Annotated in this window: 18 protein-coding genes; 12 read left to right on the forward strand and 6 right to left on the reverse strand. The window is 29.9% G+C overall.

Going from position 1 to position 26,692, the window contains the following annotated elements; genetic code table 11:
* From Q0935_RS10855 to Q0935_RS10880, 6 genes are all read right to left on the reverse strand, one after another.
* Window positions 1–4,235: M14 family zinc carboxypeptidase (locus Q0935_RS10855; protein ID WP_299385803.1), on the reverse strand; the 4,235-nt coding region annotated here is incomplete at its 3' end.
* A 492-nt stretch (window positions 4,236–4,727) separates the two neighbouring features.
* On the reverse strand, window positions 4,728–5,738 hold the full coding sequence (locus Q0935_RS10860; protein WP_299385804.1) for a LacI family DNA-binding transcriptional regulator: 1,011 nt from the start codon (window positions 5,736–5,738) through the stop codon (window positions 4,728–4,730).
* Between the two features lie 724 nt (window positions 5,739–6,462).
* Window positions 6,463–7,812 (reverse strand): ATP-dependent RecD-like DNA helicase, encoded by a 1,350-nt coding sequence (locus Q0935_RS10865; RefSeq protein WP_299385805.1) that lies wholly within the window; start codon window positions 7,810–7,812, stop codon window positions 6,463–6,465.
* Between the two features lie 66 nt (window positions 7,813–7,878).
* Window positions 7,879–8,673 (reverse strand): hypothetical protein, encoded by a 795-nt coding sequence (locus Q0935_RS10870; RefSeq protein WP_299385806.1) that lies wholly within the window; start codon window positions 8,671–8,673, stop codon window positions 7,879–7,881.
* A complete protein-coding gene (locus Q0935_RS10875; RefSeq protein WP_299385807.1) occupies window positions 8,673–9,983 on the reverse strand; it encodes a reverse transcriptase domain-containing protein in 1,311 nt (436 codons plus the stop codon). The genes Q0935_RS10870 and Q0935_RS10875 overlap by 1 nt, the downstream gene beginning before the upstream one ends.
* A gap of 356 nt (window positions 9,984–10,339) precedes the next feature.
* Window positions 10,340–10,687: a hypothetical protein gene (locus Q0935_RS10880; protein WP_299385808.1), complete on the reverse strand. Its 348-nt coding sequence runs from the start codon at window positions 10,685–10,687 to the stop codon at window positions 10,340–10,342.
* A 95-nt stretch (window positions 10,688–10,782) separates the two neighbouring features.
* On the opposite strand from Q0935_RS10880, the gene Q0935_RS10885 reads away from it, so the two are divergent.
* The 12 genes from Q0935_RS10885 (at window position 10,783) to Q0935_RS10940 (ending at window position 26,644) form a co-directional block, all read left to right on the forward strand.
* Window positions 10,783–11,793, forward strand: coding sequence for a WYL domain-containing protein (locus Q0935_RS10885; protein ID WP_299385809.1), 1,011 nt, complete (start codon window positions 10,783–10,785; stop codon window positions 11,791–11,793).
* Window positions 11,794–11,925: 132 nt separating this feature from the next.
* The gene (locus Q0935_RS10890) at window positions 11,926–14,427 is read left to right on the forward strand and encodes an N-6 DNA methylase (protein ID WP_299385810.1); all 2,502 of its coding nucleotides are present in this window, start codon (window positions 11,926–11,928) and stop codon (window positions 14,425–14,427) included.
* Window positions 14,428–14,437: 10 nt separating this feature from the next.
* Complete coding sequence (locus tag Q0935_RS10895; protein ID WP_299385811.1) at window positions 14,438–15,331, forward strand: hypothetical protein; 894 nt, start codon at window positions 14,438–14,440, stop codon at window positions 15,329–15,331.
* A 177-nt stretch (window positions 15,332–15,508) separates the two neighbouring features.
* Window positions 15,509–15,907, forward strand: a complete 399-nt coding sequence (locus Q0935_RS10900; protein WP_299385812.1) for a hypothetical protein — start codon at window positions 15,509–15,511, stop codon at window positions 15,905–15,907.
* 67 nt (window positions 15,908–15,974) lie between these two features.
* Window positions 15,975–17,246 (forward strand): DUF2130 domain-containing protein, encoded by a 1,272-nt coding sequence (locus Q0935_RS10905; protein WP_299385815.1) that lies wholly within the window; start codon window positions 15,975–15,977, stop codon window positions 17,244–17,246.
* A 99-nt stretch (window positions 17,247–17,345) separates the two neighbouring features.
* On the forward strand, window positions 17,346–17,624 hold the full coding sequence (locus Q0935_RS10910; protein ID WP_299385817.1) for a hypothetical protein: 279 nt from the start codon (window positions 17,346–17,348) through the stop codon (window positions 17,622–17,624).
* Window positions 17,625–17,658: 34 nt separating this feature from the next.
* Complete coding sequence (locus Q0935_RS10915) at window positions 17,659–19,245, forward strand: class I SAM-dependent DNA methyltransferase (RefSeq protein ID WP_299385820.1); 1,587 nt, start codon at window positions 17,659–17,661, stop codon at window positions 19,243–19,245.
* Complete coding sequence (locus Q0935_RS10920; RefSeq protein WP_299385823.1) at window positions 19,245–20,408, forward strand: restriction endonuclease subunit S; 1,164 nt, start codon at window positions 19,245–19,247, stop codon at window positions 20,406–20,408. Before Q0935_RS10915 ends, Q0935_RS10920 begins: the two co-directional genes overlap by 1 nt.
* Window positions 20,409–20,436: 28 nt before the next feature.
* On the forward strand, window positions 20,437–21,768 hold the full coding sequence (locus Q0935_RS10925) for a hypothetical protein (protein WP_299385825.1): 1,332 nt from the start codon (window positions 20,437–20,439) through the stop codon (window positions 21,766–21,768).
* A 13-nt stretch (window positions 21,769–21,781) separates the two neighbouring features.
* Window positions 21,782–22,591, forward strand: a complete 810-nt coding sequence (locus Q0935_RS10930; protein WP_299385827.1) for an EcsC family protein — start codon at window positions 21,782–21,784, stop codon at window positions 22,589–22,591.
* Window positions 22,592–22,599: 8 nt separating this feature from the next.
* A complete protein-coding gene (locus Q0935_RS10935) occupies window positions 22,600–23,136 on the forward strand; it encodes a hypothetical protein (RefSeq protein WP_299385829.1) in 537 nt (178 codons plus the stop codon).
* 40 nt (window positions 23,137–23,176) lie between these two features.
* Window positions 23,177–26,644, forward strand: coding sequence for a DEAD/DEAH box helicase family protein (locus Q0935_RS10940; protein WP_299385832.1), 3,468 nt, complete (start codon window positions 23,177–23,179; stop codon window positions 26,642–26,644).
* Window positions 26,645–26,692: the final 48 nt, after the last annotated feature.

The following is a 26,692-nucleotide window of genomic DNA, read 5'->3' on the forward strand; positions in this document are numbered from 1 at the left end:
TCTGTTTGTTGTGTTCCAGTTACTACCCAAGTACAATATGTTGAAGAGTTTTCATCGGTATCGAACGTTGCTGTTTCGTAACATGCAGTTGTAGGTTCTGTTTGTTGTGTTCCTGTTACTACCCAAGTGCAACTCGAATTATTGTAGGTTGCCGTTTCATAACAAGCTGTTGTTGGTGCATCTTGTATGGTAATTGTTACAACTGCAGTACAAGTGTTAGAGTTTCCATTGGCATCATTTACAGTTAATGTAACATTATTTGGTCCAGCATCAGCACAAGTAAAGTTTGTTTTAGAAGCTGAAATAGATGCAATAGCACAATCGTCAGTAGAGTTATTATTGATTTGAGCTGCTGTAATTGTAGCATTTCCATTAGCATCTAACTGAACTGTTATATTTTGACAATTAGCAATAGGATTTTCATTATCCACTGTTACTGTAACGGTGAAAGATCCAGTTTCAACATTTCCATAATCATCAGTAGCCGAATAGCTAATTGTTGTAGCTCCATTAGGAAAGAAGTCTCCACTAATATATCCAGAACCATCAGTTCTTATAATATTAACATTATTATCGCAATTGTCACTAGCAGTAGGATCTGTCCAAAATGCTTCATTGTTTCCGCAGGTTAATACAATATTAGAAGGAAAGTTAATAAAGGTCGGTTTTAGTTCGTCGACAACTGTTACTGTTGAAATGCATGAGTCTGTTTGATTGTCAGCATCTGTTACCGTAAGTGTTACATCTATTGGAGTTCCTATATTATTACAGTCGAATGAACTAATATCAATACTATAATTAGTTATTGCTACATCATCTGTTGAGCCACCATCAATATCTGAAGCAACAATTGTTGCATTTCCAGTATTATCTAATTGCACAGTAATATTTTGACAAACAGCATTTGGTGATGCTGAGTTTGTTTCTATATCTGATGTTATTCCAAAATTATCTATTGAGATATCTCCAGACCAACCCGTAGAAGCATCAGAATGTGTAGTGGCACTGATTCTTAGTTTAATAACTTGATCATCAAAAGGTGATAAGTCTATATTTTGAGTTTTCCAAGCATCTGTAGTGTTAGATTGTTGATTTCCAGATAAAGTATAATCACTTAATGTTACGTAAGACGCACCATTGTCTGTACTCACATCTAAAGTTAAAACACCTATAAAACCTCCATGCATGTGATAATCAAAAGAGAATAAAGCATTTTTTCGACCAGAGAAGTCTATACAAGGACTTAATAATCTAGCAGTTTTACTAGGGAAATTAGGATCTGAAGCTTCAGTGTATAAAAAATAAGAACCATTTGATGCTCCATCTGGACCGGTCCCAGTAGATGGTGTAGATCCATTTGGTTGCCCAGTGCTTTGTAGTTGATTAGTCCAATCAAAATCATCTGCTGGTGAACTTTCATTTGACCAAAGACCTAAAGTGTTCTCAAAACTTTCAGAATAGGGGAATGTATTTATTGAGCTTCCGGTACAAGGTACTAGAGAAGTGGTGGTGAAATTAGTAATTGTTGTATAAGTAGATGTATTTGTTCCACATCTCGTTCTTATACGAACATCATAATCTGTTGAAGGAGTTAAATCATTAATAGTATAACTATTTGTTGCAATATCTGTTATTGTTGTCCAACCTGCTGATCCAGAACCGGTTTCTCTATACCTTAAATCATAAGTTGCAGCTGGTAAGCTATCCCAATCAGCTTGAGCAGTAACAGTTGTAATATTGGTAATACTTACATTTGTAGGAATAGTTGTTTCACATGCGTAAGTGACTCCAATAATTTTAAAATCATCTATAAAGAAACCGGTAAATGTAGTATTGTAGATTTCTATACCGTTATTAGCATCCGTTCTCATTCTAAAGCGAAAGCTTACATTTGTTTGATTCTTCAAGAAACTATTATTGGTGTCATTAATAACAATCTCTTCCATAACATACTTGTCCATTTGGTCACCATCATAAACTTTCCCAGAACTATTACTACTTTGGAATGCATGAGATGTACTATTTTTATTTCCCCAAAAATTGGCATCGTTAGTAGTAGAAACAGAATTTGGTTTGTTATAATTACCATCAAGTGGTTGCCAGTTTGTACCATCAGTAGATGCTAAAAGCTCAACAAAGTCATAATTTCGTTCTAAATCCCATTTTGTGTAAAATTGAACTAAAACTTCATCAGAGTTAGAAAAATCGTAAGCATTAGCTGTTGTTAATGTTTTTGTAGTATTATTACTATACGGAACAGCACTACCATCTTTTATTACTCTTGTCCCAGAAAATGGAGTGGCAGTTGTGGTTGTCCAGCCACCAGTTGCAGTCCAGTTTGCTAAAGATCCTGTATCTGGATTATCGGCGAGCATAACATTAGGCTGGTAATATTTTTCATAATTTGCTTCATAGAAAACAACTCCGTCTCCATTTGCCAATTGTGCTTTATATTCAATTCTCGCATTAGGTTGCAGTCCAGGCTTTAAAGTTAAAAGAGCAGTTATATCACGTTGTTCTAATACATCCATCCCTACTTGAGTAGCAGGCGAAGCAATACTTTCAATAGTATTGAGAGTTATAGGAGTAAGCGTTAAAGTAAAATCACTATCGGTTTGGCCTAAACGTTCAATACCAAATTTTAAATCAGAAGTTATTGTATTAATATCACTTTGCGTCTGGTCTTGTAACTTTGCATATTTACCACCATAATATATATTCATTAAATTTAAACGTACAGCTCTTTTTGCAATAGGAACAAAATTTGAAGGCGATGGCCAAAACTGACCTCCAGACCCACCTTCGTTGCTATGACCATGTTCGGGTGTTGAAGCTAAGATGTTTTGTCCAGACCCTACAGAAGGTGGACTATTATCAAATAATGTATTATTAGTGCTATAACTTTGAGTTGAACTACCACCATCTGCTATTCCACCAAGCATCCAATCGTCTGCGATTCCATTTGCCGGATTAAAAATTGTAGCACCAGAAACATAGCGATTATACTTTGTCATGTCTTCATGCCATTTGTGCATTTCATCTTCTTTTCCAGATACGTTAGAAGGATTTCCTCCATATGGATGTGGAATTCCATTGGCTGCAGTGTGGTGCATTAAAACTGTTTTAAAATTTCTTGCTAAAACAAAATCTCTTAATATTCTTGATTCTGGTTCAGAGAAAGGGTTTGGGCCTCTATAAGTCTGATCTGTTGGATCGTTTGTTGATCCAGTGCCGTCTGCTCCCCAAAAATAATCGAAGTTTCTATTGACATCGACACCTCTACTTTCAGAATTATTAGTTCCTACTGGTCTTAAGTTTTTACGCTGCTGGCCACCACCATTGGGATCTCGTTGTTCATTCCATAGTAAACCATCAGGATTTACAATAGGGATAAAATATAATTCGTTATTATCTACTAAATTTTTAATGGCAGGATCTATCTCATAATTTTCAAGCAAATACCACATGAAATAAATATTTTGCATTAAACTAGCAGCTTCCCTAGAATGAATCATGGAAGTAAACAATATTTGCGGTTTAGAACCTTCTGGAGAAGTAGAGTGATTCCCTGTAATTCTTAAATACTTAACTTTTTTTCCAGACCATGTATCATAAACTCCACCACCAGTATAACTATTGCCATAGGTTGTCTCGCTTGATGCATCTAAAACTGGTGAGATTATATTAAGAGATGAGGCATAAGTTACCATTTCAGCCATTTCAGTTTCAGTCTCACTTACTGTAAGACAACCTCCCATGCTACCTAAATTGAAATTAGATGGTACTCCCCAATCAATTTCAGTAGGATTGTTATTGTCTTGTAAATAATTATCTAAACCTGTATTTGCAATCGAAGATTTATTCTGACTACTTCCTTGTAAAGCTCTAAACCTTTTTGCTTGACTTTTAGCTTTTTCGGCTTTTAATTGGGATAAAGCATTTGGCATATCGGCAGCGGCACGTTCTCTGTAGAATTTTGCCATGTCTTCTATCTTTATCGAATAGTTAATACCAACTTTATCTAAATTACTCAAGACGTTGTCAGTTACCTCTATAACAATACCTTCTTTAGATATTGAAGCTCCACAACGTAAATCGATCCCTTGATTAGCAAGCTCTATTAAATTATTGTTTGATGTGTTTCTAACTACAATTTGTTTGTAAGTCTCTTGCGAATAGGAAATTTGTACCATTAAAAATAATAATAGCACAATTGAGTAAGTAATTTTTTTCATAGTAGTTTAGATTAGGGTATCTAAAATTGTTTAATTAGTTTGCTAAATTAAAGAAAATGATTCTAAAAATATCTTTAAAATGCTTAAAAACACGATTAAATGTTATTTGAAATTGTAACACATTGAATTACAGGCGGTTATTAAATGTATTTTTGTCGGTTTAAATTCAATAAGTTAGCATTATGTTTGCTTTTTTTGATATACTTAACTTAAAAATCAAAACTTGGTTAGAGAAGTTGTTACCCATGCAATTATGAGAAATAAATTTATTTAGTATAATAAAATGAAGAAGCTTATTCTATGAAGATATTGTAGATATTGCTCCAATCTAGTTTAAAAACGTATTTGTTTTTTGGATTTGTATGATAGCAAAAGCTCTCAGTCTTTGAAGTTAAAGACTAGTATTAAGTGTTTCTTGAATGTAATTACATGTAAAGCCATGTTTCTATAATTTAACTTACATGGAAAAAGGAATAGGTGATATGTGTGTTTTTATTTTGAAGAATTTCTTAATACAATATCTGTATCCACTGTTTCAGATATTATATTAGTTATTTTGTTTTCTAACTTATTTATTAGAAGTGTTGCTGCTTTTTCTCCAATAAGCTCGCCGTGTTGGCTAATAGTGCTTAATGTAGGATTTGAATGTCTAGCAAGAATACCATTAGAAAAAGCTAAAACAGATAAATCGTCAGGTATTTTTAGTCCTTTTTCTTGTGCAACTTTCATTGCTGCTATAGCAACAGATTCATTAGATGCAATTAATGCATCAAACTCATTATTAAATAATGGTTTAACAATTGACTCATGTTTTTTGTAATACATTTCATGAGTTGTAATAATTATAGATTCATCCCTTTTAATATCATTTTTTTTTAAACCAGCTAAGTAACCTTCATATCTAGATTTTCCTACACTTAAATCTATCTCTGTTCCAACAAAAGCTATTTTTTTACAGCCTTTATTTTTTAAATAACTAACAGCTTTAGAAGAAGCAATAAAATCGTTAGTAATAACTTTGTCACAATCTATTTTGTCTACAACACGATCAAACATAACTAAAGGAATTTCATTTTCTTTACAAGAATTTAAATGTCCATAATTTTCTTTTAATTGTGTTTCCTCGGCAACAGACAATATAAAACCATCTACAACTCCTGTCGATAGCATTTCTATAGTTTCAATTTCTTTTTGTAAAGACTCATTAGATATACAAGTAATTACTTTGTACTTATTTAATGAGGCCGTTTTTTCTATCCCTTTTAATATTTGAGCAAAGTAATAGTTAAGCATGTTTGGAATAATTACTCCAATAGTTCTAGTACGTTGGTTTTTTAAACTTATCGCATTATAATTAGGTACGTAATTTTTTTCCTTGGCGTATGCCTTTATCGCTTCGGTTGTAGATTTGCTTATTTCTTCATTACCATTTAATGCTTTAGATACTGTTGAAACAGAGACATTTAAATGATCAGCTATATTCTTTAAAGTGATTTTTTTCATACGTAAATAATAAAATAACCTTGATGATTTGTAATATACTTAAAATTAATTTTTTTTTCCAAACTCATATTGTAAAAGCATTAATTTTCTACATCATTTTTTTTTTAAAAATTTAGGCGTATCAAGGTATATCAAATGTTTTAGCAAAAAAAAAGTCAAGAATTAAATTCTTGACTTTTACCTGGTTTTATTTGTAGCGAGAATGGGGCACGATCCCATGACCTCCGAGTTATGAATTAATTTTATAAATTCAATAACGCCTTTTTATAAGGTTTACACGCTATATGTTTTCTAAATCGTATGCAAATCGTATGCAGTTTAGTCCAAATTGTCAAATATAATTTTGTGGTGCAATATAGAGATTATTTTTAGGCTTATAAAGCCTTTTTGAATTACATGTATATTTATAATAATAATAGTTCTCCAAATTAGTATAAGAGTAGATCTTATCACATAGATTTAAAATACTTTTATTATTAAATACGTTGTATTTCTTCATTAATTTTCAACACTACATGTACCAACAACAGTGACAACAGCATACCAACAATTTTTAAACTTAAAGAGATTGTTGTTTAGTTAGTTACTTATCTGTAGTACTTTAAAATAGTTTTTAACTATGTATGTTGCCAACAACTACAACATATAAATTAATGTTGTTATTAGTAATTTTTTTTTGTTTTAAGGTTAGTTCATAATTTTTATTTATCCCATAATAAAAATATTAATAAAAACTAACATCTTGTTTAGCTCTGGTGATAGCTGTGTACTGAAATCTAAGAGATGGCATGTAAAAAGAGTTTACTAAAACTTTATTCCATTCTCCACCTTGAGCTTTGTTGCATGTAATAGAGTGTCCATAAGTCATCCTAATTGCACCAACATATCTATCATCCCAAGGATTTAAATTCTCTCTATACACTTTGTTTTTCTTAAACCGTTCGTGGCGTAATTGGTTTTCTTGTTTTGCAGTTAAACCAGAAGGATTATGAACCGAGTCTAAAAGAAGATAATCATCAATTATTTCCTCAACACCTCTTAAGTTTTTAGAAATTATTTTTATAGGCGCAAATCTTAAGTCGGCAACCATTTCTACTGCATTAAGATTGATTTCCTTTACTCTTACATGGTCTCCGCTGTATAGTTGAGAACCGTTTCTTTTCCATGTTTGTGTAACCAATAGTAAGTCATCGTTTTCGATAATTTTTGCGTTTCTACCATATAATTTAGATCTCACATTATTGTTGAACATTTTGTTCATATTATGAGTGGTTCCAATAGATATTATAGATTCTTCTTCATTAGCTAAATAGTCTAAAACGTAATTTCTAGCTGCATCTTCCACTGATAGTTTTTTAATACCTTCAAATATTACAGACTTACTGTTATTGTCGATTCCTTCTCTAAGTTTAGTGGCATTTTTCAGTATGTAACTTCCATCTTCTTGTCGTTTTACTTCTGTTAAAAGTTTTGCTTCACCGATAAGATTGAAATTACTTGCTAAGTAGTCTTTAGAAAGCGCTAAAGAAACTCTTTCATTTACTGGAGGCAATTGATTTTTGTCTCCTAAGAAAATAATCTTATTCAAATCGTTACCGCTTTTTATAAACTTGATTAAATCTGATAATAATGAATTTTTAGACTGAAACATGTTTTTAGGATCCTTCGGAGCTTTAGATGAAATCATAGAAGCTTCGTCAATAATAAAGACATTATAATCTTTAACATCATTTTGTTTTAAAACAAAGTTAACCTGTCCTGAATCAGGATTTGTTTTTACATTATAGATTAGTGAATGAATTGTACTGTTAACGGTTTTCGATTTCCGTCCTAATATCCGTGCGGCTCTTCCGGTAGGAGCTGCTATATTATATGCAATAGATTGAGAGTTTAAATAACCAATAAGAGCAGTTGTGATTGAAGTTTTTCCTGTTCCTGCCGCTCCACACAAAATAAAGAAATCGTCGGTGTTATCCGTTTTTACAAAATCAGACATTCCAAGCAATGCGGCTTTTTGTTCAGCAGTAGGACAATCGAATTGTAAGTGGTCTAAAATTGTAATAGCATTCTTCATAACGTATTGTTTTAATTATTTAACAATACAAATAAAGGATAGTCTTGTGCATTGTATCTGCACGTATTATTCTGCAAGGATTTTTATAGCTTCACTGAAATATGTTAGGCTTTCAATAATTTCCTTGTAATCTTGAAGTCTTTTTAAAAAGATAAACCGTCCATTATTATATAAATCAATTTTTTCTTTATTAGAACTAGAGAAATCAAAATATGATTTAGTAATATCAATTTTTTGTTGTGAGGCATTCGATAAAATTTCATCTTCAGATTTTAAATCGAAACTGTTTCTATGACTTAAATCATTTCTTAGGCTTCTAAGAAAATCAATAGTAAATTTCATTGGCTTATTATTGAGATTGTACTCTCTTAGAAAAGCGTTGATTTTGTAAAAGGAAGAAATTTTATTTAGATCATTAATGTACTCACCATTAAATTTTTTATTATGCTTTTTGATAAAATTTATAATTTCTGTTAAATCACTCTTAAACTTAACATGATAATAGTAGTTAATTAATTCCTCAACTTGTAAGTACGCGTAACGACAAAATTCATCAAAATTAATTGTATCGTTTATTTTTCCGAGTCGATATTTAGACATCTCTATCGAGTCTCTGAATAATTGATTTCCTACGGTTTCGTCTTTAACCCATGAATAATCGATAATCTTAAATCCATCAAGTTTTAAATATCTTTCAATTTTATCGAATTGCTCGATATTGGAATAATTGGTATTACTATTTTCATACGTTGATAATGTATCAATAAGTTTTTCTCTAAACCAGTCATTATCATTATCCTCACATATATCACATATAAACAGCAATAGTTTTTCTAATGACTCTTTGTTTTGTTTGCTCATTATTCAGATTTGTATAAGCTCATTGCTTTTTCTAAACCATCTTTAAGGATAGTTTGGATAATAACATTCATGTTTTTGTTGTATGATTGTTTCTTTTCTGCAACATTATTGATAATTTTATTTTCTTCTATAATATAATTAGGCTTTGGTACATTATTTTTATTATTTACTAATTTATCAAAACGAGATTTAAGTTTTAAATAGGTGGTATTTGTTTCACCTTTTACCATTTTTAGGTAAAGTAATTTTCCTTCAATAACCATATGCATATTGGGTTTGCTATTAGTTACTATTCCTTTGTTTTTTAAATACTTTTTAAGAAACAACTCATAAGCTTTATCATAGCCTTTAGATTCCCAAAAGTAGATCCATTGTCTAATCTCTTTAACGTAGAAATTAGGCGTATTTACTTTTTCATTAACTATTAAACCTGTAACTTCTTGTTTATAGCCTCTTTTTTGTAAACGCACTTTTTTTTCATTAACTCTGAAATTTTGAGAACTTATTATGCGTCTTAATTCTCTATCGAAAGTACTTTCTGTTTTATAAATAGATTCTTGTATACCTTTCTCTGTAGCGTAAGTGTTATGCATACTGCTAAATGTAATATCATCTGCATATCTTGAATATTCTAAACCAAAACGCTTAGATAAACCTGTTAATCTAATGTCCAAACGTTCGCATATCGCATTAGTTAGAATAGGAGAAGTAGCAGCTCCTTGAGGTAGGACAGATGTTATTTTGTTTGCCCATATACCATCAACTTCTCTTTCAACTAACATTGGAGTACAGCAAATTGCTTTTATCATGTTTGCAATTTGTTCTCTGTTTTTATTAGTTCCTAAATTGAAAGGAGGGTATTTAAATCTTGCCCAAACTCTACTGGCATCGATACTTGGAAAGAAGTCTTTTAAATCTATATTATAAACATAATTTTTGTTAGTATGTTTTTTAGCATTATCAATAATCGATTTCCCTTTTACAAAACCAAAAGCAGATGTGTGAGGTGTGTAAACTAGACTTAATATAATATTTAGACACTTCTGGAGCTCTTTTAGACCTTTGTTAGGTGCGTGAATAGTTCTTGTTTTGCCAGATTTTTTTTTTATTTCAAAAGACGTATAAGTTTTATTGTCTTTATAGTTGCTTGCATTAATGTAAAAATTAAGTTGCTTTTCGGTAAATGGGAATATTTTATCTCCATAGATTAGAAACTTAGTGTAGTTGAGTAGACTTAAAAAGTCAGATTTGCTATTCATTTTACTGAATTGCGTAATTATTTCTTTCTTTTGGATTTGATTTGTTTTCATAGTTGTTATTACTTTGAAAATCAACCGAAATATTATATTCTTTCTTTATGTATATTAAAATAGTAGCATATAAAATTTAATAATTATAATAAAATAAATATATAATTTAAAGCTAATAGATCCATTTAATGTGTTTTCTTATAGATTTCTACAAATTACACTTTAAACATTTTGTTGCAGCAAGCTGCAACTATCTGCCGAATACAGCAGACTACCTATTCCTAAGAATAGGATAATCAATATTTTAATTTCGGTTGTTTCAAAGAGCTCTGCAAATATGATTGCTATTAGTGCACTCTATTTGCGTTGATAAATATAAACTTCTAAAATGGATTTGAAAAATTAATATTGCCATACTAATTGCAATGGTATATATCTATAATTTGATTCTTTTTAATATCAAAGAATAGTGCATAGTGTAAGTTAGAATGGTTTCCTATAAATTTGCATACAGGTTTGTTGCAATTGCATCCTTCACAATTATCTAAATCTAAGTAGAACTCTCTATCACCAAATGTTTTATGTTTGTTAAAGGTTTCATTTAGCTTATCAATAAATTTTTCTTTATCTATATCTTCATAATTTATATTATTATTATCTAATAGTAAATTTAACTCGTAGGTATCCATTTTCATAATAGCTAACCAAATGTTAGTAACATAGTCTTCTGTTCTGTTTTTTCTTAAATCCTTGATTGTTTGCATAGATATTCTAATTTTTTACAATTTTAATATTGAACAGTGCATTTGTACTGCACATAATTTATTTACTTTTATATCGCAGAAATAATTTAGAGACTATGTCAACCAACAAACACGCTATAATTAGATACCAAACATTAGATAAATGTTTCCGAAATACAGGTAAGAGATATTATATTGAAGACTTGTTAGAAGCTTGTAATAACGCGTTATTTGACTTTGACCCTAATTCATTAGGTATAAAAAAGAGACAACTCTATGATGACGTAAGATTTATGGAGTCTTCGCAAGGTTGGTCTATCCCTTTAGAAAAAGTTAAGGATGGTAGAAGAGCATATTATCACTATGAAGATGATTCTTTTTCAATTAACAACCAGCCATTAAATGATAATGAAGCTGAGCAAATAAAATCTGCAATGCTTGTGTTGGGTCGTTTTAAAGGTTTACCTCAGTTTGAATGGGTAAATGAGCTAATTCCAAAATTAGATCAAACCTTTAACTTATCTAACCAGAATCAAGAAATTATAAGTTTTGATACAAATGAGTTTCTAATTGGTGTAGAATATATTTCTTCGCTATTTAAAGCTATTCAAAATCAGCAGGCACTTACTGTTTCTTATCAATCTTTTAAAAGTGAAAAAGAACAAAAAATCAAATTTCATCCCTATCATTTAAAGCAATATAATAATAGATGGTTTGTTTTTGGTAAAAATGAAGAATATAATAATTTAACCAATTTAGCTTTAGATCGTATAAAGAGTATTGAACATGACTCAATAAAATTTGACGCAAGCCAAATGATAGACTTTGAAGAATATTTTGAAGATATCATAGGTGTTACTAAACCAGAAGATATCGCTTTAACTAAAATAGTTTTAAAAGCAACTCCTCAATTGGCGCCTTATATTAAAACAAAACCATTGCATGGCTCTCAGAAAAATGTTGAAGAGAACGAAGAAAGTTTCACCTTTTCAATTGAAGTAATACCAAACTACGAATTAAATAAAAAGATTTTATCTTTTGGTAATGGGATACAGATATTAGAACCAACAAAATTAAGAGAGGCAATTAAGGAAGAGTTAGCAAATACTATTGAAAGATATAACTAGTGCAGGTTAAGCGCACAGGTTAAATTTATATTTGCTGAGTAATTAATTAAAAGCTATTGTTAAGATTAACGAATTGAGCAATTAAAAGAATTGTCAGAACAGCTATTTAAGAAATAAAATTATTAAAATTAAATGATGAATAAGAGATTTTCGGAAATACTTGAGGAATTAAGAACATTGCAATTTGATTATACTAACAACATATCTAAAGAAGATTTGTTATTACTTGAATGCTTTATTCTTTTATTAAGAAAAGAAGATTTATTAACTGAAGTTACTAACTTAAAATCAGATTTTCAATATTCAGAAGTTATTAAACGATTGGTAAAAGTTTCATATAATGAAGAATTAGTAGATGTTTTTAATAATTACTTATATAAAGTAATAGAATCAACGAAGAACTTATATTTAGGATATTTAATTAATATTTTTTCGAAGATTGAGGATGATTTTATAGAACAAAATGGAGCACAACTATTTGAATATTTATTAAATGATCACTATAGTAATAAGAATGATAGGAGTAATGCTCTTCAGCCTATAGAGTTAACAGAAGTTATGAACCATTTTGTTCCTAAAAACAAAATGATTAGTTACTTTAATCCATTTGCAGGATCGGGCTCATTAGCTATAGGGTTACAAGAGCATATTGATTATTTAGGACAAGAAATAGTACCCGCTAATTATTCAATAGGAAAGATGCGCTTATTAGCTCATAATCGCCCAACTAATTTTCAATTCTCTCAACAGGATAGTATCAAGTATATTACTAAATATGATGTATATGATTTTGTAGCATTTAATCCGCCATTTAATTTAAAAATAAAGAGTAAAGATTATGGCCATTACGTGCATTCTAGTCCATATTTTAATAAAAACAATGCTAACGCATTTATAATTTCTGAATGCTTTTTTAAGTTAAAGGATAAGGGTGAAATGGTATTCGTTATCCCAAGTAGTTTTTTATTTAGCAGTAATTCTAAAGACAAAGCATTAAAGCAGCTATTGGTCGACAATGGGCATATTAAAACAATTATTGCGCTTCCATCTAATGTTTTAGGTTTCTCCTCTATATCAGTTAACATTATTGTATTAAGCAAAAATAAATCAAATAACGCTAAGGTTAAATTTATCGATGGTACTGATATGTATTTACCAAAAGCTAAAAGTCAAAAAATAATTGATTCTAAAAGAATAATTGATCTAATTGATTCTAATATTGAAAATGAGTTTGTTAGGAGAGTATTAGTAGATGAAATAATAGAAAATGATTATAATTTATCTGTTAATCGTTATCTTTTAAAGGATTTAGATTTAGATAATGCGGAATTAAAAAAATTAGTTAGTCTTAGGAATTTATTAACTCCTGTTGTGCGCGAGAAAACAATGGATAAAAAAGGTAAGTTTATAAAGATTGGAGATTTATCTGGTGAAAAATTGGATTATATAAAAATCTTCGAAAATTTAGAAGTAAGAGATTTAAGAAGTGATTCAAACGCATTAAAGCAAGATGCATTATTACTATCGTTAGCTTATGCAGATTTAAAACCAACCTTTTTTTCTAAATCTAACGAAAAAATTTATTATCCATATAATAACATGCTTGCATGTACAGTTAAAACTGATAAAGTAGATATTGAATACCTAATAATAGAATTATATAAAGATTATATAAGCAAACAATTAGAGTCCAAAAAAGTTGGTACTTCAATTCAAAGAATTTCAAGAAAAGATATATTAGAAATACAAATTGTTTTACCAAATTTAAAAGATCAAAAAAGAAAAGTAAAACTTTATAAAGAAGTTTTTATAGCAGCTAAAAAAAGAGAGTTAGAGTTGCAACAAGAGGTTTTAGGGCTTAAAGACGATACTTTTAAAGAGTTCGCCTCAATGAAGCATACTTTTAGACAATATCTTAACGATTTAAAATCTAATGTAATAGGTACTCGTAAGTTTATTTTAAAGAATAATGACAATCCTATTACATTAGATATGATTTATAGTAAAAACCTAGATATTTCATTTAAAAATCATCTGTTAAGTCTAGAAAACACAATAGATTCTATGTCTAAAATTCTTACTGATTTTGATTCTATTAAAGAGGATTCAGTTAGTGAAGTTGTAGATCTTGAAGTAATTGTAAAAGAAGCTCAAAACAGAACGAAAAACTCTAAAATATTTTTATTTGATAAAACATTTATTGATATTGAAATTTTAGACGATATGCCTGAAACTAAAAATTACGCTATCCCACCACATGCAAGGTTTAATAAAGAAGATTTTTATAGTGTTTTCTCAAACATCGTTTCCAATGCTATAAATCATGGTTTTATTGAAAATGAAAATAATATTATACGTACATCAATAACACCTGATTATAAAAAAAAGAATTGGATTATTGCAATTGAAAATAATGGTAAGCCGTTTCCAAAGGACTTCACTTTTGAGCATTTAAAAACAAGAGGAGAAAAAACAGTAAATAGTAATGGAAATGGAATTGGTGGAAATGATATTTTCGAATTATTAAAAAAAAATAATGCTAATTATGTATTAGAAAAAAATAATAATTCTGATTTTACAGTGAAATATTTAATAACTATTCCATTTATAGAATCAACTGAACTAACTTTTTAAAATAATAGAAATGAGCTATAACGTATTATGGATTGATGATGAGTACAAAACTAGAGGAATATCATTTATAACATTAGCAGAGCAAGACGATATAAATATAGATGCAGTAGAATCTCACGACGAAGGGATGCTTAAATTAAAAGAAAAAGATGGTTTTTATGATGCCGTAATTTTGGATGCAAAGGTAAAACTTAACAAAGAATCTGAAACTACAAACTTAAAAGGTTTAAGAGCTTCTCGGGATTTTTTAATAGAGTATAATAAAGATAATGTTTTACCTTATTTTATTTACACAGGACAACCCGATTATCAAAAAAATAGTGATTTTGAAGATAGTTATGGTAGATTTTACATAAAAGGTATTGATAATGAGAAACTATTAGAGGATATTAAAAAAAAAGCTGATAAAAGCCCGAAAACTCAAGTGAGACTAAATTTTTCTGAAGTTTTTGTTCCTTTTGAAAATGGTATTATAGATAAAAAACACGAACACCTTTTATTAGATATTTTAATAAATTATCAAAATAAAAATTACTTAAAAAAGAATGTAAATGTACAACGAGATTTATTGGAAGCTATATTTAAAGCTTTAAATAATCCAATTCCTTTTATAACAAATGATTTTTTTGAAGAAAGATTAAAAGGCAAACCAAACCTGGAAAATTGCGTTAAATTTATAGAGGGAAAAAGACGTATTAATAGACTAGAGTATAGTAACGATAAAACAATCGAAAAAACAATACAGTCTGCATTTCGTATACTTAAAGAATCCACAAGCGAATTATCTCATTTAAGTGATGATGCGGTAGTAAAATATCCTTTCTTAAGCAATACTTTTTTACTTCTGCAGATCTTAATATGGCTTCCTGAATTTGCTAAAGAACATTATGAACATTATTTCTAAAACAATCATTGCAAATTCAATAAGTAAGCGATACCTACTTTTAAAGAAATAATAAAAAGTATTAGTGTTTTTAAATAGATTTCATAAAATATATTACCTTTTATAGAAACCCACATTTTATTTTAAATAAAAATATATAATTTGCTACCGCTATTAATCAAAATTAAAAATTAATTAATGACATCAACCAACCAAACTATAGAATCCTTTTGTGAAGGACTTGAAATTCATTTTCTAATAGTAAAATGCTACTGTAAAACTTTTAATATCAATTTGTTTGATAACGAGTTCTTTGTAAAAAAGAATAGGCTATGGCTAAATCTAAACGACGAGGTAACACCAAAATTTATAGATTATTTTTTAGTAAGAAAAAAGGAATTACAAGAGTATAATAAAGATTACTTTTCATCAAGAACTCCAGAAGATATTGCAATTAAAATTAATGCAGATATAGATGATGTTATAAAATTTTCTAGCAAAAAAACGTCTGTGGTCACCAATATTTCTAGTTATCAAATACTTAAAGACATTCAGCTTAATAACAGGGTTAAATTGATTAAAAAGTATGAATCATAATAACTGTGCAAATACACCGCACATGTTAATTCTATATTTGTACTGTTATTAATCAAAACTTATAAAAATGACCAAAAGTACCAACGTTAAATGCCCGAGTTGTAAAGAAGTTTTTAAAGTAGACGATTCTGTGTACACAGATATTGTAAAACAAGTTAGAGACCAGGAATTTGCAAACGACTTAAAAAGCAGATTAGAAGTTGCAGAAAAAGACAAAGTGTCTGCAATACAATTAACAGCTTCAGAATTAGAAAATAAATTCCAAAAGCAATTATCAGAAAAAGATAAAACGATTAGTGATTTACAATTTAAAAGTAAATCTCAACTTGCGGAAGAAGTTTCAAAGAAAGAAGCACAAATTCAAGCATTACAGTCTAAAATAGAAAATTCAGAGATTCAGAAAAAGTTAGAAGTTTCTACAGCTATAAATACTGTTGAAAAGGAAAGAGATCAACTTAAAAATGATTTAAAACTTAAGGATTCTGAAAAGGAAATATTAGAAAAATCTTTAAATGAGCAATTCAAAAATAAGCTAGAGCTTAAGGACGAAGCTTTAAAATTTAAAGAGGAAGAAATAGAGCGCTTAAAAGATTATAAGCAAAAGCTGTCAACTAAAATGACCGGTGAAACCTTAGAGTTGCACTGCGAAAATGAATTTAATAAACTTAGAGCAACCGCTTTTCCGACAGCTTATTTTGAAAAAGACAATGATGCTTCAGGAGGAACAAAAGGAGATTATATTTACAAAGAAGCAGATGTAAATGGAAGTGAAATTATCTCAATTATGTTTGAGATGAAAAATGAAAACGACCAGACAGCATCTAAAAAGAAAAATGACGACTTTTTAGCAAAACTAGATAAAGACCGTAAAGATAAAAATTGCGAGTATGCTGTCTTAGTCTCTATGTTAGAATCGGATAATGAGTTTTATAATACTGGTATTGTAGATGTGTCTTACAAATACCCAAAAATGTATGTCATTAGACCTCAGTTTTTTATTCCAATAATTACGTTGTTAAGAAATGCAGGTATGAAGTCTTTGGAATATAAAACAGAGTTAAGCATTATGAGAAATCAAAATCTTGACATTACTAATTTTGAAAGTAAAATTGAAGATTTTAAAGTCGGTTTTGCCAGAAATTACGATTTGGCAAGTCGCCAGTTTGGAGATGCAATTAAAGAAATAGATAAAACGATGACGCATCTTCAAAAAACAAAAGATGCACTATTATCTTCAGTCAATAATTTACGTTTAGCAAACAATAAAGCAGAGGATTTAACCATAAAAAAACTAACACATGGTAATCCTACAATGAAAGATAAATTTAACAATGCTTAGATTATAGTTATGGAAAATAAATATCTTTTTTACAACAAGGCCTGCAAATCAATTTGTGAATTGGTAAATCAGTCTTTTTCTCCTGAAATGGTAAACATTATGGAGGAAAAAAATCTATCTTTCGAGAGTTGGGAGGTTGGAATATTTTACACCAAATATTTTATTGAATATTTAAAAGAATTTTCAAACTCTAAATTAAATCAAAGAGATGTTATTGAAATGATAAGTACTGTATTTGAAATAAATGAAGAATATTGGAATACTTTGATTAATCCAAACAAAGAATTATATCTATCGTTTAGAGATAGTTTTTTATTCGCTGTAGATTTAGATGTAATTTTAGATACTCAGTTTGGTATTGAGGTATTACCAAATTAAACAAACAAATATTAAATTTTAGTATAATTAAAATATGATAACAGGAGAACTTAAAATTAAAATAGATAAAATCTGGAACGATTTCTGGACAGGCGGAATCTCTAACCCATTAACCGTAATAGAGCAGTTTACGTACCTAATTTTTATTAAGCAATTAGACGATAAACAAACCGTAAACGAGAAAAAAGCCAATCTATTAGGTGTACCAACCGAGAACCCAATCTATACAGAGGCACAAAGACCTTTACGCTGGTCTAGTTTTAGAGAAAAGGATCCGGAAACCATGTTTGATTTGTTTACAAGACCTCAAAAAGAATTAGACGACGTTACTGTTTTTGACTTTATGAAAGGCATTGGTAAACAAGGTGGTGTTTTTGCGCAGTATATGAAAGGTGCCATTTTTATGATACAATCGCCTAAATTACTAGATAAAGTAGTACAACAAATAGATACCTTAGAGCTAGATAATAAAGATGCAAAAGGCGATTTGTACGAGTATATGCTTTCTAAAATAGCAGAAGCAGGTACCAACGGACAGTTTAGAACACCACGTCACATTATACGCATGATGGTAGAACTAACACAACCTAAACAAGACGATACCATTTGCGATCCATCTTGTGGTACCGCAGGTTTTTTAGTAAGCGCAGGAGAATATATACAGAGCAGACATTTAGACTGGTTTAATAATTCCGAGTTTAGAGAACACTTCCATAACAGCATGTTTAATGGTATCGAGTTTGATCCTACCATGCTACGTATTGGAGCCATGAATATGCAATTACACGGTTTAGACAACCCAGTCCTAATTGGTAAAGATGCACTTAGTGAAGCCAACGCAGATATAGAAAATGCCTATTCCTTAATACTAGCAAATCCACCATTTAAAGGCAGTTTAGATTATGACGAAGTAGAAAGCAGCCTGCTTAAAACCACCAAAACCAAAAAGACTGAGCTATTATTTTTAAGCCTTATGTTACGTATGCTTAAAGTAGGTGGTCGTGCAGCAGTAATTGTACCAGATGGTGTATTATTTGGTAGCAGTACTGCACACAAAAGCATACGTAAGGAGTTGGTAGAAAACCAACAATTACAAGCCGTAATCTCTATGCCATCTGGTGTGTTTAAACCCTATGCGGGAGTTAGTACAGCTATTTTATTTTTTACAAAAACCAATTCTGGAGGTACAGATAACGTGTGGTTTTACGATATGAAAGCCGATGGTTTAAGCCTAGACGATAAACGTAACCTATTAGTAACCGAAGACGCCTTAGAGCAATGCTTTACAGAACCAGAAAATATTTTTGAAGAAGTAGTAGGTAAATGTGATATTGCACAAATACTATTAGACGCTAAGGTTATAATGAACTCCACTGTCTCCTTGAGCGCAGTCGAAAGGTCTAAAATGGAAGCGCAATATCAAGACAAAACCAAACCAAGCTTTTTAATACCAAAAGCAGACATAGCTGCCAACGATTACGATTTATCTATAAACCGCTACAAAGAAATTGTGTACGAAGAAATTGAGTACGATGCACCAGAAACCATTTTGGCAGTCATTAAAGATTTAGATAAAGAAAGAACAAATGCGATGTTGAATTTGGAAAAGATGATAAAATAATGGAGCTACTTGAGTTAGGTAAATTGACATTTAACCTTGATAATAAACGTATTCCGTTAAATTCAAGAGAAAGAAGTAAAAAAGAATCAAAACCGTTATATCCATATATTGGAGCTAATAACATTATGGGATATATTGATGAATATATTTTTGATGAAAAAATATTATGTATAGCTGAAGATGGAGGAAGTTGGGGATTTAATCAAACTTGCGCAAAAATATATAATGAAAAATGTTGGGTTAATAATCATGCTCATGTTGTTACTGCTAATGATAAAGTTATATTAGAATATTTAATGTATTATTTGAATTATGCAGATTTATCACTTTATATTAATGGAGCAACAAGAGGTAAGTTAACAAAAACATCGTTAAATTCAATTAAAATCCCACTACCACCATTAGCAACCCAAAAAAAGATAGCGGCTATTTTAGACGAAGCCGATACACTACGTCAACTCAATAAAGACCTTATTGCTAAATACGATGCCTTAACACAAAGCTTGTTTTTAGAGATGTTTGGGGATCCTGTTGCTAATCCTATGGGTTGGGAGGTTAAAAAGATGAAAGAGATTTCAACTAAAATACATAGCGGAAATACACCTAAAGGAGGAAGTAAAGTTTATGTAGATAAAGGAATCGTTTTTTTAAGAAGCCAAAATGTATGGAAAAATAGATTAGAGTTAGACAATGTGGCTTATATAGATGAAGAAACTCAAAGCAAAATGATGAAGAGTAGTTTGAAAAATAGAGATATTTTGATGACTAAGACAGGGAGAATTAATACAGAGAACAGTAGTTTAGGAAGAGCAGCTATGTTCGAAGGAGAAGATGATACAGCTAATGTTAATGGTCACGTTTATTTAATTAGGTTAAAAGAAGGTGTAATAAATGAATTCGTACTACACATACTAACGACTAACGAATATAGAGAACATATTAGAAGAGTATGTGTTGGAGGAATTGATAAGAGGCAGTTAAATAAAAATCATTTAGAAGATTTTCCTATTATTTATCCACCAATTGAAAAACAACGAAAGTTTATAACTAAGCTAGAAACAATTAGGGAGTTAAAACAAAATGTTCAACAAAGCTTACAAAAAAGTGAAGACTTGTTTAATAGTTTATTGCAAAAGGCTTTTAAAGGCGAGTTGGTAAAATAGAGATATAAAAAAGTAAAACTATCAAATTATGGGTTTAAAAAAATGGTTAGGTATTACAGCTTTAAAAAGTTTAATTCAAGATATTTATTCTAAACTTGATGTTTTTATAAAAAACAATAAACCTATAGATTATAGTAGTGCATTTGAAAACCAAAACAAAACGCTATTAGAAGTAAAAGAAGAAAACAGTAAGTTAACCTCTAAAATAGAAGATTTAGAACGGGATTTAAACAAATTGGAAACAAGTAAACAATTTGATAACATAAATAAATCACTTGCTACATTAACGCAATTAGTAACACCTAAAAAAGAAGTTTTAGAGACCTTTAATTTAATAGACCCATTAACAGATATTGCTGCGTTTAGTTTTTCTTCTTCTAAGAATGCTTATGTAGTGCCTTCTGGTAAAAACAAAACGGAAGTGGTTAATAAAGGGCTTTTAAATCATTTTTCTGCTATACCGCAGCTTGTTCAAAGTGGTATGCTAGCTAATTCGTTTCAGTTTGTATTCCCGCAAGGTGTATCAGGTGTTGTAGGAGCAACAAAACAAGGTTATGGAACTATGATTAGAGATGGAGCTAATAACTTAATAGGTCATGGTCATTATGCGTCAAACATGGTTACAGGTATAGCAGGAGGTGCGTTTACTATAGGTGCCGTAGTTGCTAGACAACATTATTTAAATAAGATTAATACTTCTTTAAAAGAGATAGGTGAAACGTTAGACAGCTTGTTAGTTATAGAATTTATTAAAAAAGAAGCTAAAATAGAGTCTTGTATTAAATTTTTTAAAAGAGCCTATAGCAATCATGATAAGATTAAAGATAATGAAGCCTATAGGAATGCTATGTTATCAAATATTGTCAGTCAAAATATTTTAGTAGAAGAGTTATTGCATTTTTACTTAAAGGCTTTTCAAAAAGACATAAAACAAGACTTTTCTAAGATTAATGACTCTTTAAATTATTTTATGGTTTTAAAAGAACTTTTTTATTACGGTAAAATGTTAGAGTTAAAATATAGTGCATCTTTTACTGAAGATTCAGTAAAAAGTATATTACTAGAATTTGCTAATGTAAAAAAGGATTACTTAAAAGTATTCGAAAAAGCTATTGCAGACAATAAAGCTTTATCTGAAGAAAAAATTAAATCTGTATGGTATAATAGAAATAAAAAGAAAATAGAACAGCAAGAAATTGATACAGTAAAGTATTTGACTTTTAATGAGTATTTAAATAAAATAAAAAAAGAAGAACGTAAACAAATAGTGCAAATTAAGGATTTAAATAAGCTGTTAATTGAGCCAAAAGAATATGTTTTGGAGAATAATATTTTATATGAAATAGAAAATGAGATTTAAGATTTAATATATTATGGAAAAAAACGTACCAATACATTCTATAAATCCAGAAGACTTAAAGCTGTTAGAAGAGGCTAAATCTACTATGCATAATTTAAGTTGGGCAATGCGTAATATTAATTTGGTAGGAGATACAATAGAGTCTAAAATAAAAATGGTACCAGAAAAGTATATCCAAAAACTACAACAGGCAACCGAGTCTATATTAATGGGTATTGTTAAAACTAACCTATTAACAATTAGTAAAAACAAGAAGTTTAGTAAGCCATCATCAAAAACCTATAAAGCAGTGGTCACTGGTTCTGGTTTTTTAAGTGGGTTATTTGGTTCAGCGTCAGGTATTGGTACGCCTATTTTTATTTCAGAATTGACTTTAACTACTAAATTTATTATGAGATCTATAATGGATATTGCCCGTAGTCAAGGAGAAGATCTTTATAGTACAGATACGCAAATGGCTTGTTTAGAAGTATTCGCTTTAGGTGGAGACTCTAAAAACGACGATGGTCTAGAAGCTAGTTACTATACGTTACGTGCAGGTTTAAGTTCCTTTATAAATAACGCATCATTGTCTGGTTCTGGAGCAATTGCTAATCTTATATCTAAAATAGCAACGCGATATAGCATCACAATAAGTGAAAAATTTGTAGCACAAGCAGTACCTGTACTTGGAGGTATTGGAGGAGGAACTATTAATTATGTTTTTATAGATCATTTTCAAAATATGGCAACTGCCCATTTTACTATAAAAAAGTTAGAGAAGAAGTATGGAAAGGAGCTAATTGAAAAGGTTTATAAAACAATAAATACAAGTGATAAATAAAAGCAGTTATGACAGCTATAAAAAATAAATTTATTAATTCAGAAATCTGGTCATTAACTATTGGTGGTGCTTTTCAGCGTGCTAATGTTTACAAGATAGATGTGTTGGAAAAGGATAAAAAAGATTTTAAGTTTATGCTTAAAGGTTATATAGACAACACTATTGTTCCAAGTTATAATAAAGGTAATATATCTGATGATGTGCATATCGAAAACATTAAAAATGTACAGCAATACTCTTCTAATTTTGATAAACTATTAATCAATGGTCAGTTTAATTTTGGTGTAAGCCAGAAGCTGTTAAATCTATATTTAAAATATTTATGGTGTTTGGATATTATACCAGAACCACCACATTTTCCTGTAGATAGAATTATTCAAGAAAAATTAAAGTACAAACCATTGATAGCTTGGACTAAAATTCAAAGATCGGAAAAGTATATGTCTATTGTAAATTTTGCAAGGACTAAAATCAATCCTAAAGATGAGTTTTCTGCTTCATTATCAATTTTAGAATTGAATCTATTTAGTAGACGTAATGATTAATTTTTAATATTTTTAAGGACTAATAACTTAACCAATTATTATGAGTAATTTCGAATTTCTAAAACATGACTTTCCGCAGCTTTATGCAGAAGCTAAAATAGCAGAACAAATTACCTTTGCTGTGCCTAAATTAGCAGCAGTGTCTTGTCGCTCTTTTTTAGAATTAGGCTTAAATTGGTTGTATGATAATGATGTAGAGTTTACAAAACCTTATGATACTAAGTTATCTGCTTTATTATTTCATTACGATTTTAAAAATAGCATCAAACCATCTCTGTTCTACGATTTAGACCTTGTAAGGCGCTTTGGTAACAATGGAGCTCATGGAAGCTTAGTAACAGAGAAAAATGCATTACATGCATTAAAAGCTATATTTAGTTTTGGTGTGTATTTAGTAAAATATTATGGAGAAGATTTAATAGAAACACCTGTTTTTAGTGAAGGGGTTATAGGACAGGGTTTTATTCAAAGCCCTAAAAATATAAAAGCAGAGATAGATGAAAAAGTTAAAGCTTCAAAAAATCAATTACAAGCTTTAAAAGAAGCATTAGAAAAATCTGAAGCCTTACAAAAGGAAAACGAATTGCTTAAAATGCAGTTTCAAAATCAGCAAACAGCATTGTTGGAGCGTAAAGAAGCGCGTCAAAAAGTAGTAATTCCAGAAAAAGATATACCGCAATTAACACCAGAGCAAGAAACACGTCAATTATACATTGACGAGTTATTAAAAGAAGCAGGATGGAATAATTTAAAGCAAAGTACTGACTTGGAATTTCCGGTTGTTGGTATGCCATTAAGTACTAATCCTTCAGGAAAGGGGTATGTGGATTATGTGCTTTGGGGTAATGATGGATTACCATTAGCTGTAATAGAAGCTAAACAATCTTTGCATAGTGCTACAAAAGGAAGACATCAAGCTAAATTGTATGCGGATTGTTTAGAGCAAATGACAGGACAAAGACCTGTAATATTTTATTCAAATGGTTTTGATACCTATATATGGGATGATACGTTTTATACAGAGCGTTTAATACATGGTTTTTATACAAAAGAAGAGTTAGCTTATTTGATAGAGCAACGCAAAAGCCGAAAAGATTTATCAGCGTTTAAAGTAAATTTAGATATAGCAGGATATAAAAGACCATATCAATTAGAGGCCATCACACGTGTAGGTGAAGCTTTAATGCTAAAAACAGCTAATGGTATAGTTGGTAAAAATAGAGAAGCATTATTAGTAATGGCAACAGGAAGTGGTAAAACCAGAACCGCTGCTGCTATTGTAGACATGTTAACTAAGTGTCATTGGGCAAAACGAATCTTATTTCTAGCAGATAGAAACGCATTAGTTACACAAGCTAAAAATGCGTTTAAAGAGCATTTGCCAAATTTATCTACTATAGATTTAACTAAAGAAAAAGAAGATGCTGGAACACGTGTAGTGTTCTCAACTTACCCAACTATTTTAAACAAAATAGATAAAGTAAAGGCTAACGAAGAGCGTTTTTATGGTATAGGGCATTTTGATGTGATTATTATAGACGAAGCACACAGATCTGTTTACCAAAAATATGGCGCAATTTTCGATTATTTTGATGCTATTTTAATAGGTTTAACAGCAACTCCCAAAAAAGACATACACCACAACACTTATGGTTTGTTTGGTATTGAAGATGATAATCCTACATATGTATATGAGTTAGATCAAGCCGTAAAAGATGGACATTTAAACCCTCCAAAAGGAATTAGTGTACCATTAAAGTTTATGCGCGATGGAATTAAATACAATGATTTATCAGAAAAAGATAAAGAGAAGTATGAGGAGAAATTTGATGTTCCAGAACCATCAGAAAACGATAATGATGACGCCTTAGAGAGTTTAGGTATATCTGCCAGCAAAATGAACTCGTTTTTATTTAATACCAAAACTGTAGATATGGTATTAGATTATTTGTTTACAAATGGTATTAAGGTTAATGGTGGTGATAAATTGGGTAAAACCATCATTTTTGCTAAAAATCATAACCATGCTATTTTCATACAAGAGCGCTTCAATAAAAACTATCCACAATTTAAAGGAGGTTTTTTAGAAGTTATAGATAATTACGCTTCTAAAGCTCAAGATTTGCTAGAGCGTTTTTGTGATGATAAGCAAGAGCAAAATCCACAAATTGCTGTGTCTGTAGATATGATGGATACCGGTGTAGATGCGCCAAGAGTTGTTAATTTAGTGTTTTTTAAACCTGTTAAATCTTTTGCTAAATACTGGCAGATGATTGGTAGAGGTACGCGATTAAGACCTAATCTATTCGGGCCAGGAAAGGATAAAGAAGATTTTATCATTTTTGATTTCTGCGGTAATTTTGAATATTTTGAAGAATATCCAGAAGGTGCCAAAACTAGTGTTTCAAAAGGGTTGTCTCAACTTATTTACGAAACCATGTTACATATTGTACAGGTTATTAGAAATAAATCAGAAGCAACACAAGAGGAAGACCTATTTGCAAATAACTTAGTAAATAAACTACATATAAGTATAGATGCTTTAGATGAAAAACGCTTTGAAGTAAAAAAAGAATTACGTCACGTAAAGCATTTTAAAATTAAGAATAATTGGAATAGTATATCATTATCTGATGAAACCGTATTATGTGATAAATTATTTGGTTTATCCAGTTATAGCGCAACAGACGACGAGGTCGCAAAACGCTTTGATTTATTAGCTTATAAGTTACAATTAGCATTATTAAACGGTGCTAAATCACAAGAGAGCTTTATTTCAATAATGTATAACGTTGGGGTTCAGTTACATAAAAAAAGGAATATCCCAGCAGTAGCAAGTAAACTTGATACTATTAATAAAATTAGAGATTTATCGTTTTGGAGTAACATTACTATTGCTACCGTAGAGGAAGTTAGAGCAGAGGTTAGGGATCTAATAAAGTTTTTAGAAAAAGAGAGCTTAGAGCCTGTTTATACCGATTTTACAGACGTGTTAGACCTTAGTAAAGTACAAGAGAAGGATATTTTAGAGGGTTATGCTAAATTGCAGAGTTATAAAGATCGTGTAGAGAGTTTTATACGTAAAAATAAATCACATTTAGTAATTGATAAGCTGTATAAAAACATAGCTATTACAAGTAAAGAACTAGAGTTGCTAGAGCAATTTTTAATAAATGAATCTTTAGGAACAAAAGAAAACTATACAAATGAGTTTGGAGAATTACCATTAGGTAAGTTTGTAAGAAGCATTGTTGGCTTAGATTTAGAAGTAGTAAATGGTTTATTTGCAGATTATATTCAAGCAGAAAATTTAAATCCACAACAAATTACCTTTATACAAACCTTAATTAACTTTTTGAATGTTAATGGTACTTTAGATAAATCCTTATTAGTAAAGCCGCCATTTACAGAAAACCATGACGAAGGAATTTTTGGTTTATTTAAAGATGAAGGTGAAGTAAGACAAATAATTTCTTTAATAGATTCTGTAAATAATAATGCAGGTTAATTTGTGTATATTTTGTACCTTATATATTTAAAATTACTTTATATACTA

The sequence above is a fragment of the uncultured Lacinutrix sp. genome (assembly GCF_947500605.1).
GTDB lineage: Bacteria > Bacteroidota > Bacteroidia > Flavobacteriales > Flavobacteriaceae > Lacinutrix.

Excerpts from the sequence above, each read along its gene's own strand:
- Q0935_RS10885 (WP_299385809.1), top strand. The coding sequence starts at position 10,783 with ATGTCAACCAACAAACACGCTATAATTAGATACCAAACATTAGATAAA.
- Q0935_RS10880 (WP_299385808.1), bottom strand. The coding sequence starts at position 10,687 with ATGCAAACAATCAAGGATTTAAGAAAAAACAGAACAGAAGACTATGTT.
- Q0935_RS10935 (WP_299385829.1), top strand. The coding sequence starts at position 22,600 with ATGACAGCTATAAAAAATAAATTTATTAATTCAGAAATCTGGTCATTA.
- Q0935_RS10890 (WP_299385810.1), top strand. The coding sequence starts at position 11,926 with ATGATGAATAAGAGATTTTCGGAAATACTTGAGGAATTAAGAACATTG.
- Q0935_RS10915 (WP_299385820.1), top strand. The coding sequence starts at position 17,659 with ATGATAACAGGAGAACTTAAAATTAAAATAGATAAAATCTGGAACGAT.
- Q0935_RS10920 (WP_299385823.1), top strand. The coding sequence starts at position 19,245 with ATGGAGCTACTTGAGTTAGGTAAATTGACATTTAACCTTGATAATAAA.
- Q0935_RS10910 (WP_299385817.1), top strand. The coding sequence starts at position 17,346 with ATGGAGGAAAAAAATCTATCTTTCGAGAGTTGGGAGGTTGGAATATTT.
- Q0935_RS10925 (WP_299385825.1), top strand. The coding sequence starts at position 20,437 with ATGGGTTTAAAAAAATGGTTAGGTATTACAGCTTTAAAAAGTTTAATT.
- Q0935_RS10940 (WP_299385832.1), top strand. The coding sequence starts at position 23,177 with ATGAGTAATTTCGAATTTCTAAAACATGACTTTCCGCAGCTTTATGCA.
- Q0935_RS10865 (WP_299385805.1), bottom strand. The coding sequence starts at position 7,812 with ATGAAGAATGCTATTACAATTTTAGACCACTTACAATTCGATTGTCCT.
- Q0935_RS10895 (WP_299385811.1), top strand. The coding sequence starts at position 14,438 with ATGAGCTATAACGTATTATGGATTGATGATGAGTACAAAACTAGAGGA.
- Q0935_RS10930 (WP_299385827.1), top strand. The coding sequence starts at position 21,782 with ATGGAAAAAAACGTACCAATACATTCTATAAATCCAGAAGACTTAAAG.
- Q0935_RS10905 (WP_299385815.1), top strand. The coding sequence starts at position 15,975 with ATGACCAAAAGTACCAACGTTAAATGCCCGAGTTGTAAAGAAGTTTTT.
- Q0935_RS10870 (WP_299385806.1), bottom strand. The coding sequence starts at position 8,673 with ATGAGCAAACAAAACAAAGAGTCATTAGAAAAACTATTGCTGTTTATA.
- Q0935_RS10900 (WP_299385812.1), top strand. The coding sequence starts at position 15,509 with ATGACATCAACCAACCAAACTATAGAATCCTTTTGTGAAGGACTTGAA.
- Q0935_RS10875 (WP_299385807.1), bottom strand. The coding sequence starts at position 9,983 with ATGAAAACAAATCAAATCCAAAAGAAAGAAATAATTACGCAATTCAGT.
- Q0935_RS10860 (WP_299385804.1), bottom strand. The coding sequence starts at position 5,738 with ATGAAAAAAATCACTTTAAAGAATATAGCTGATCATTTAAATGTCTCT.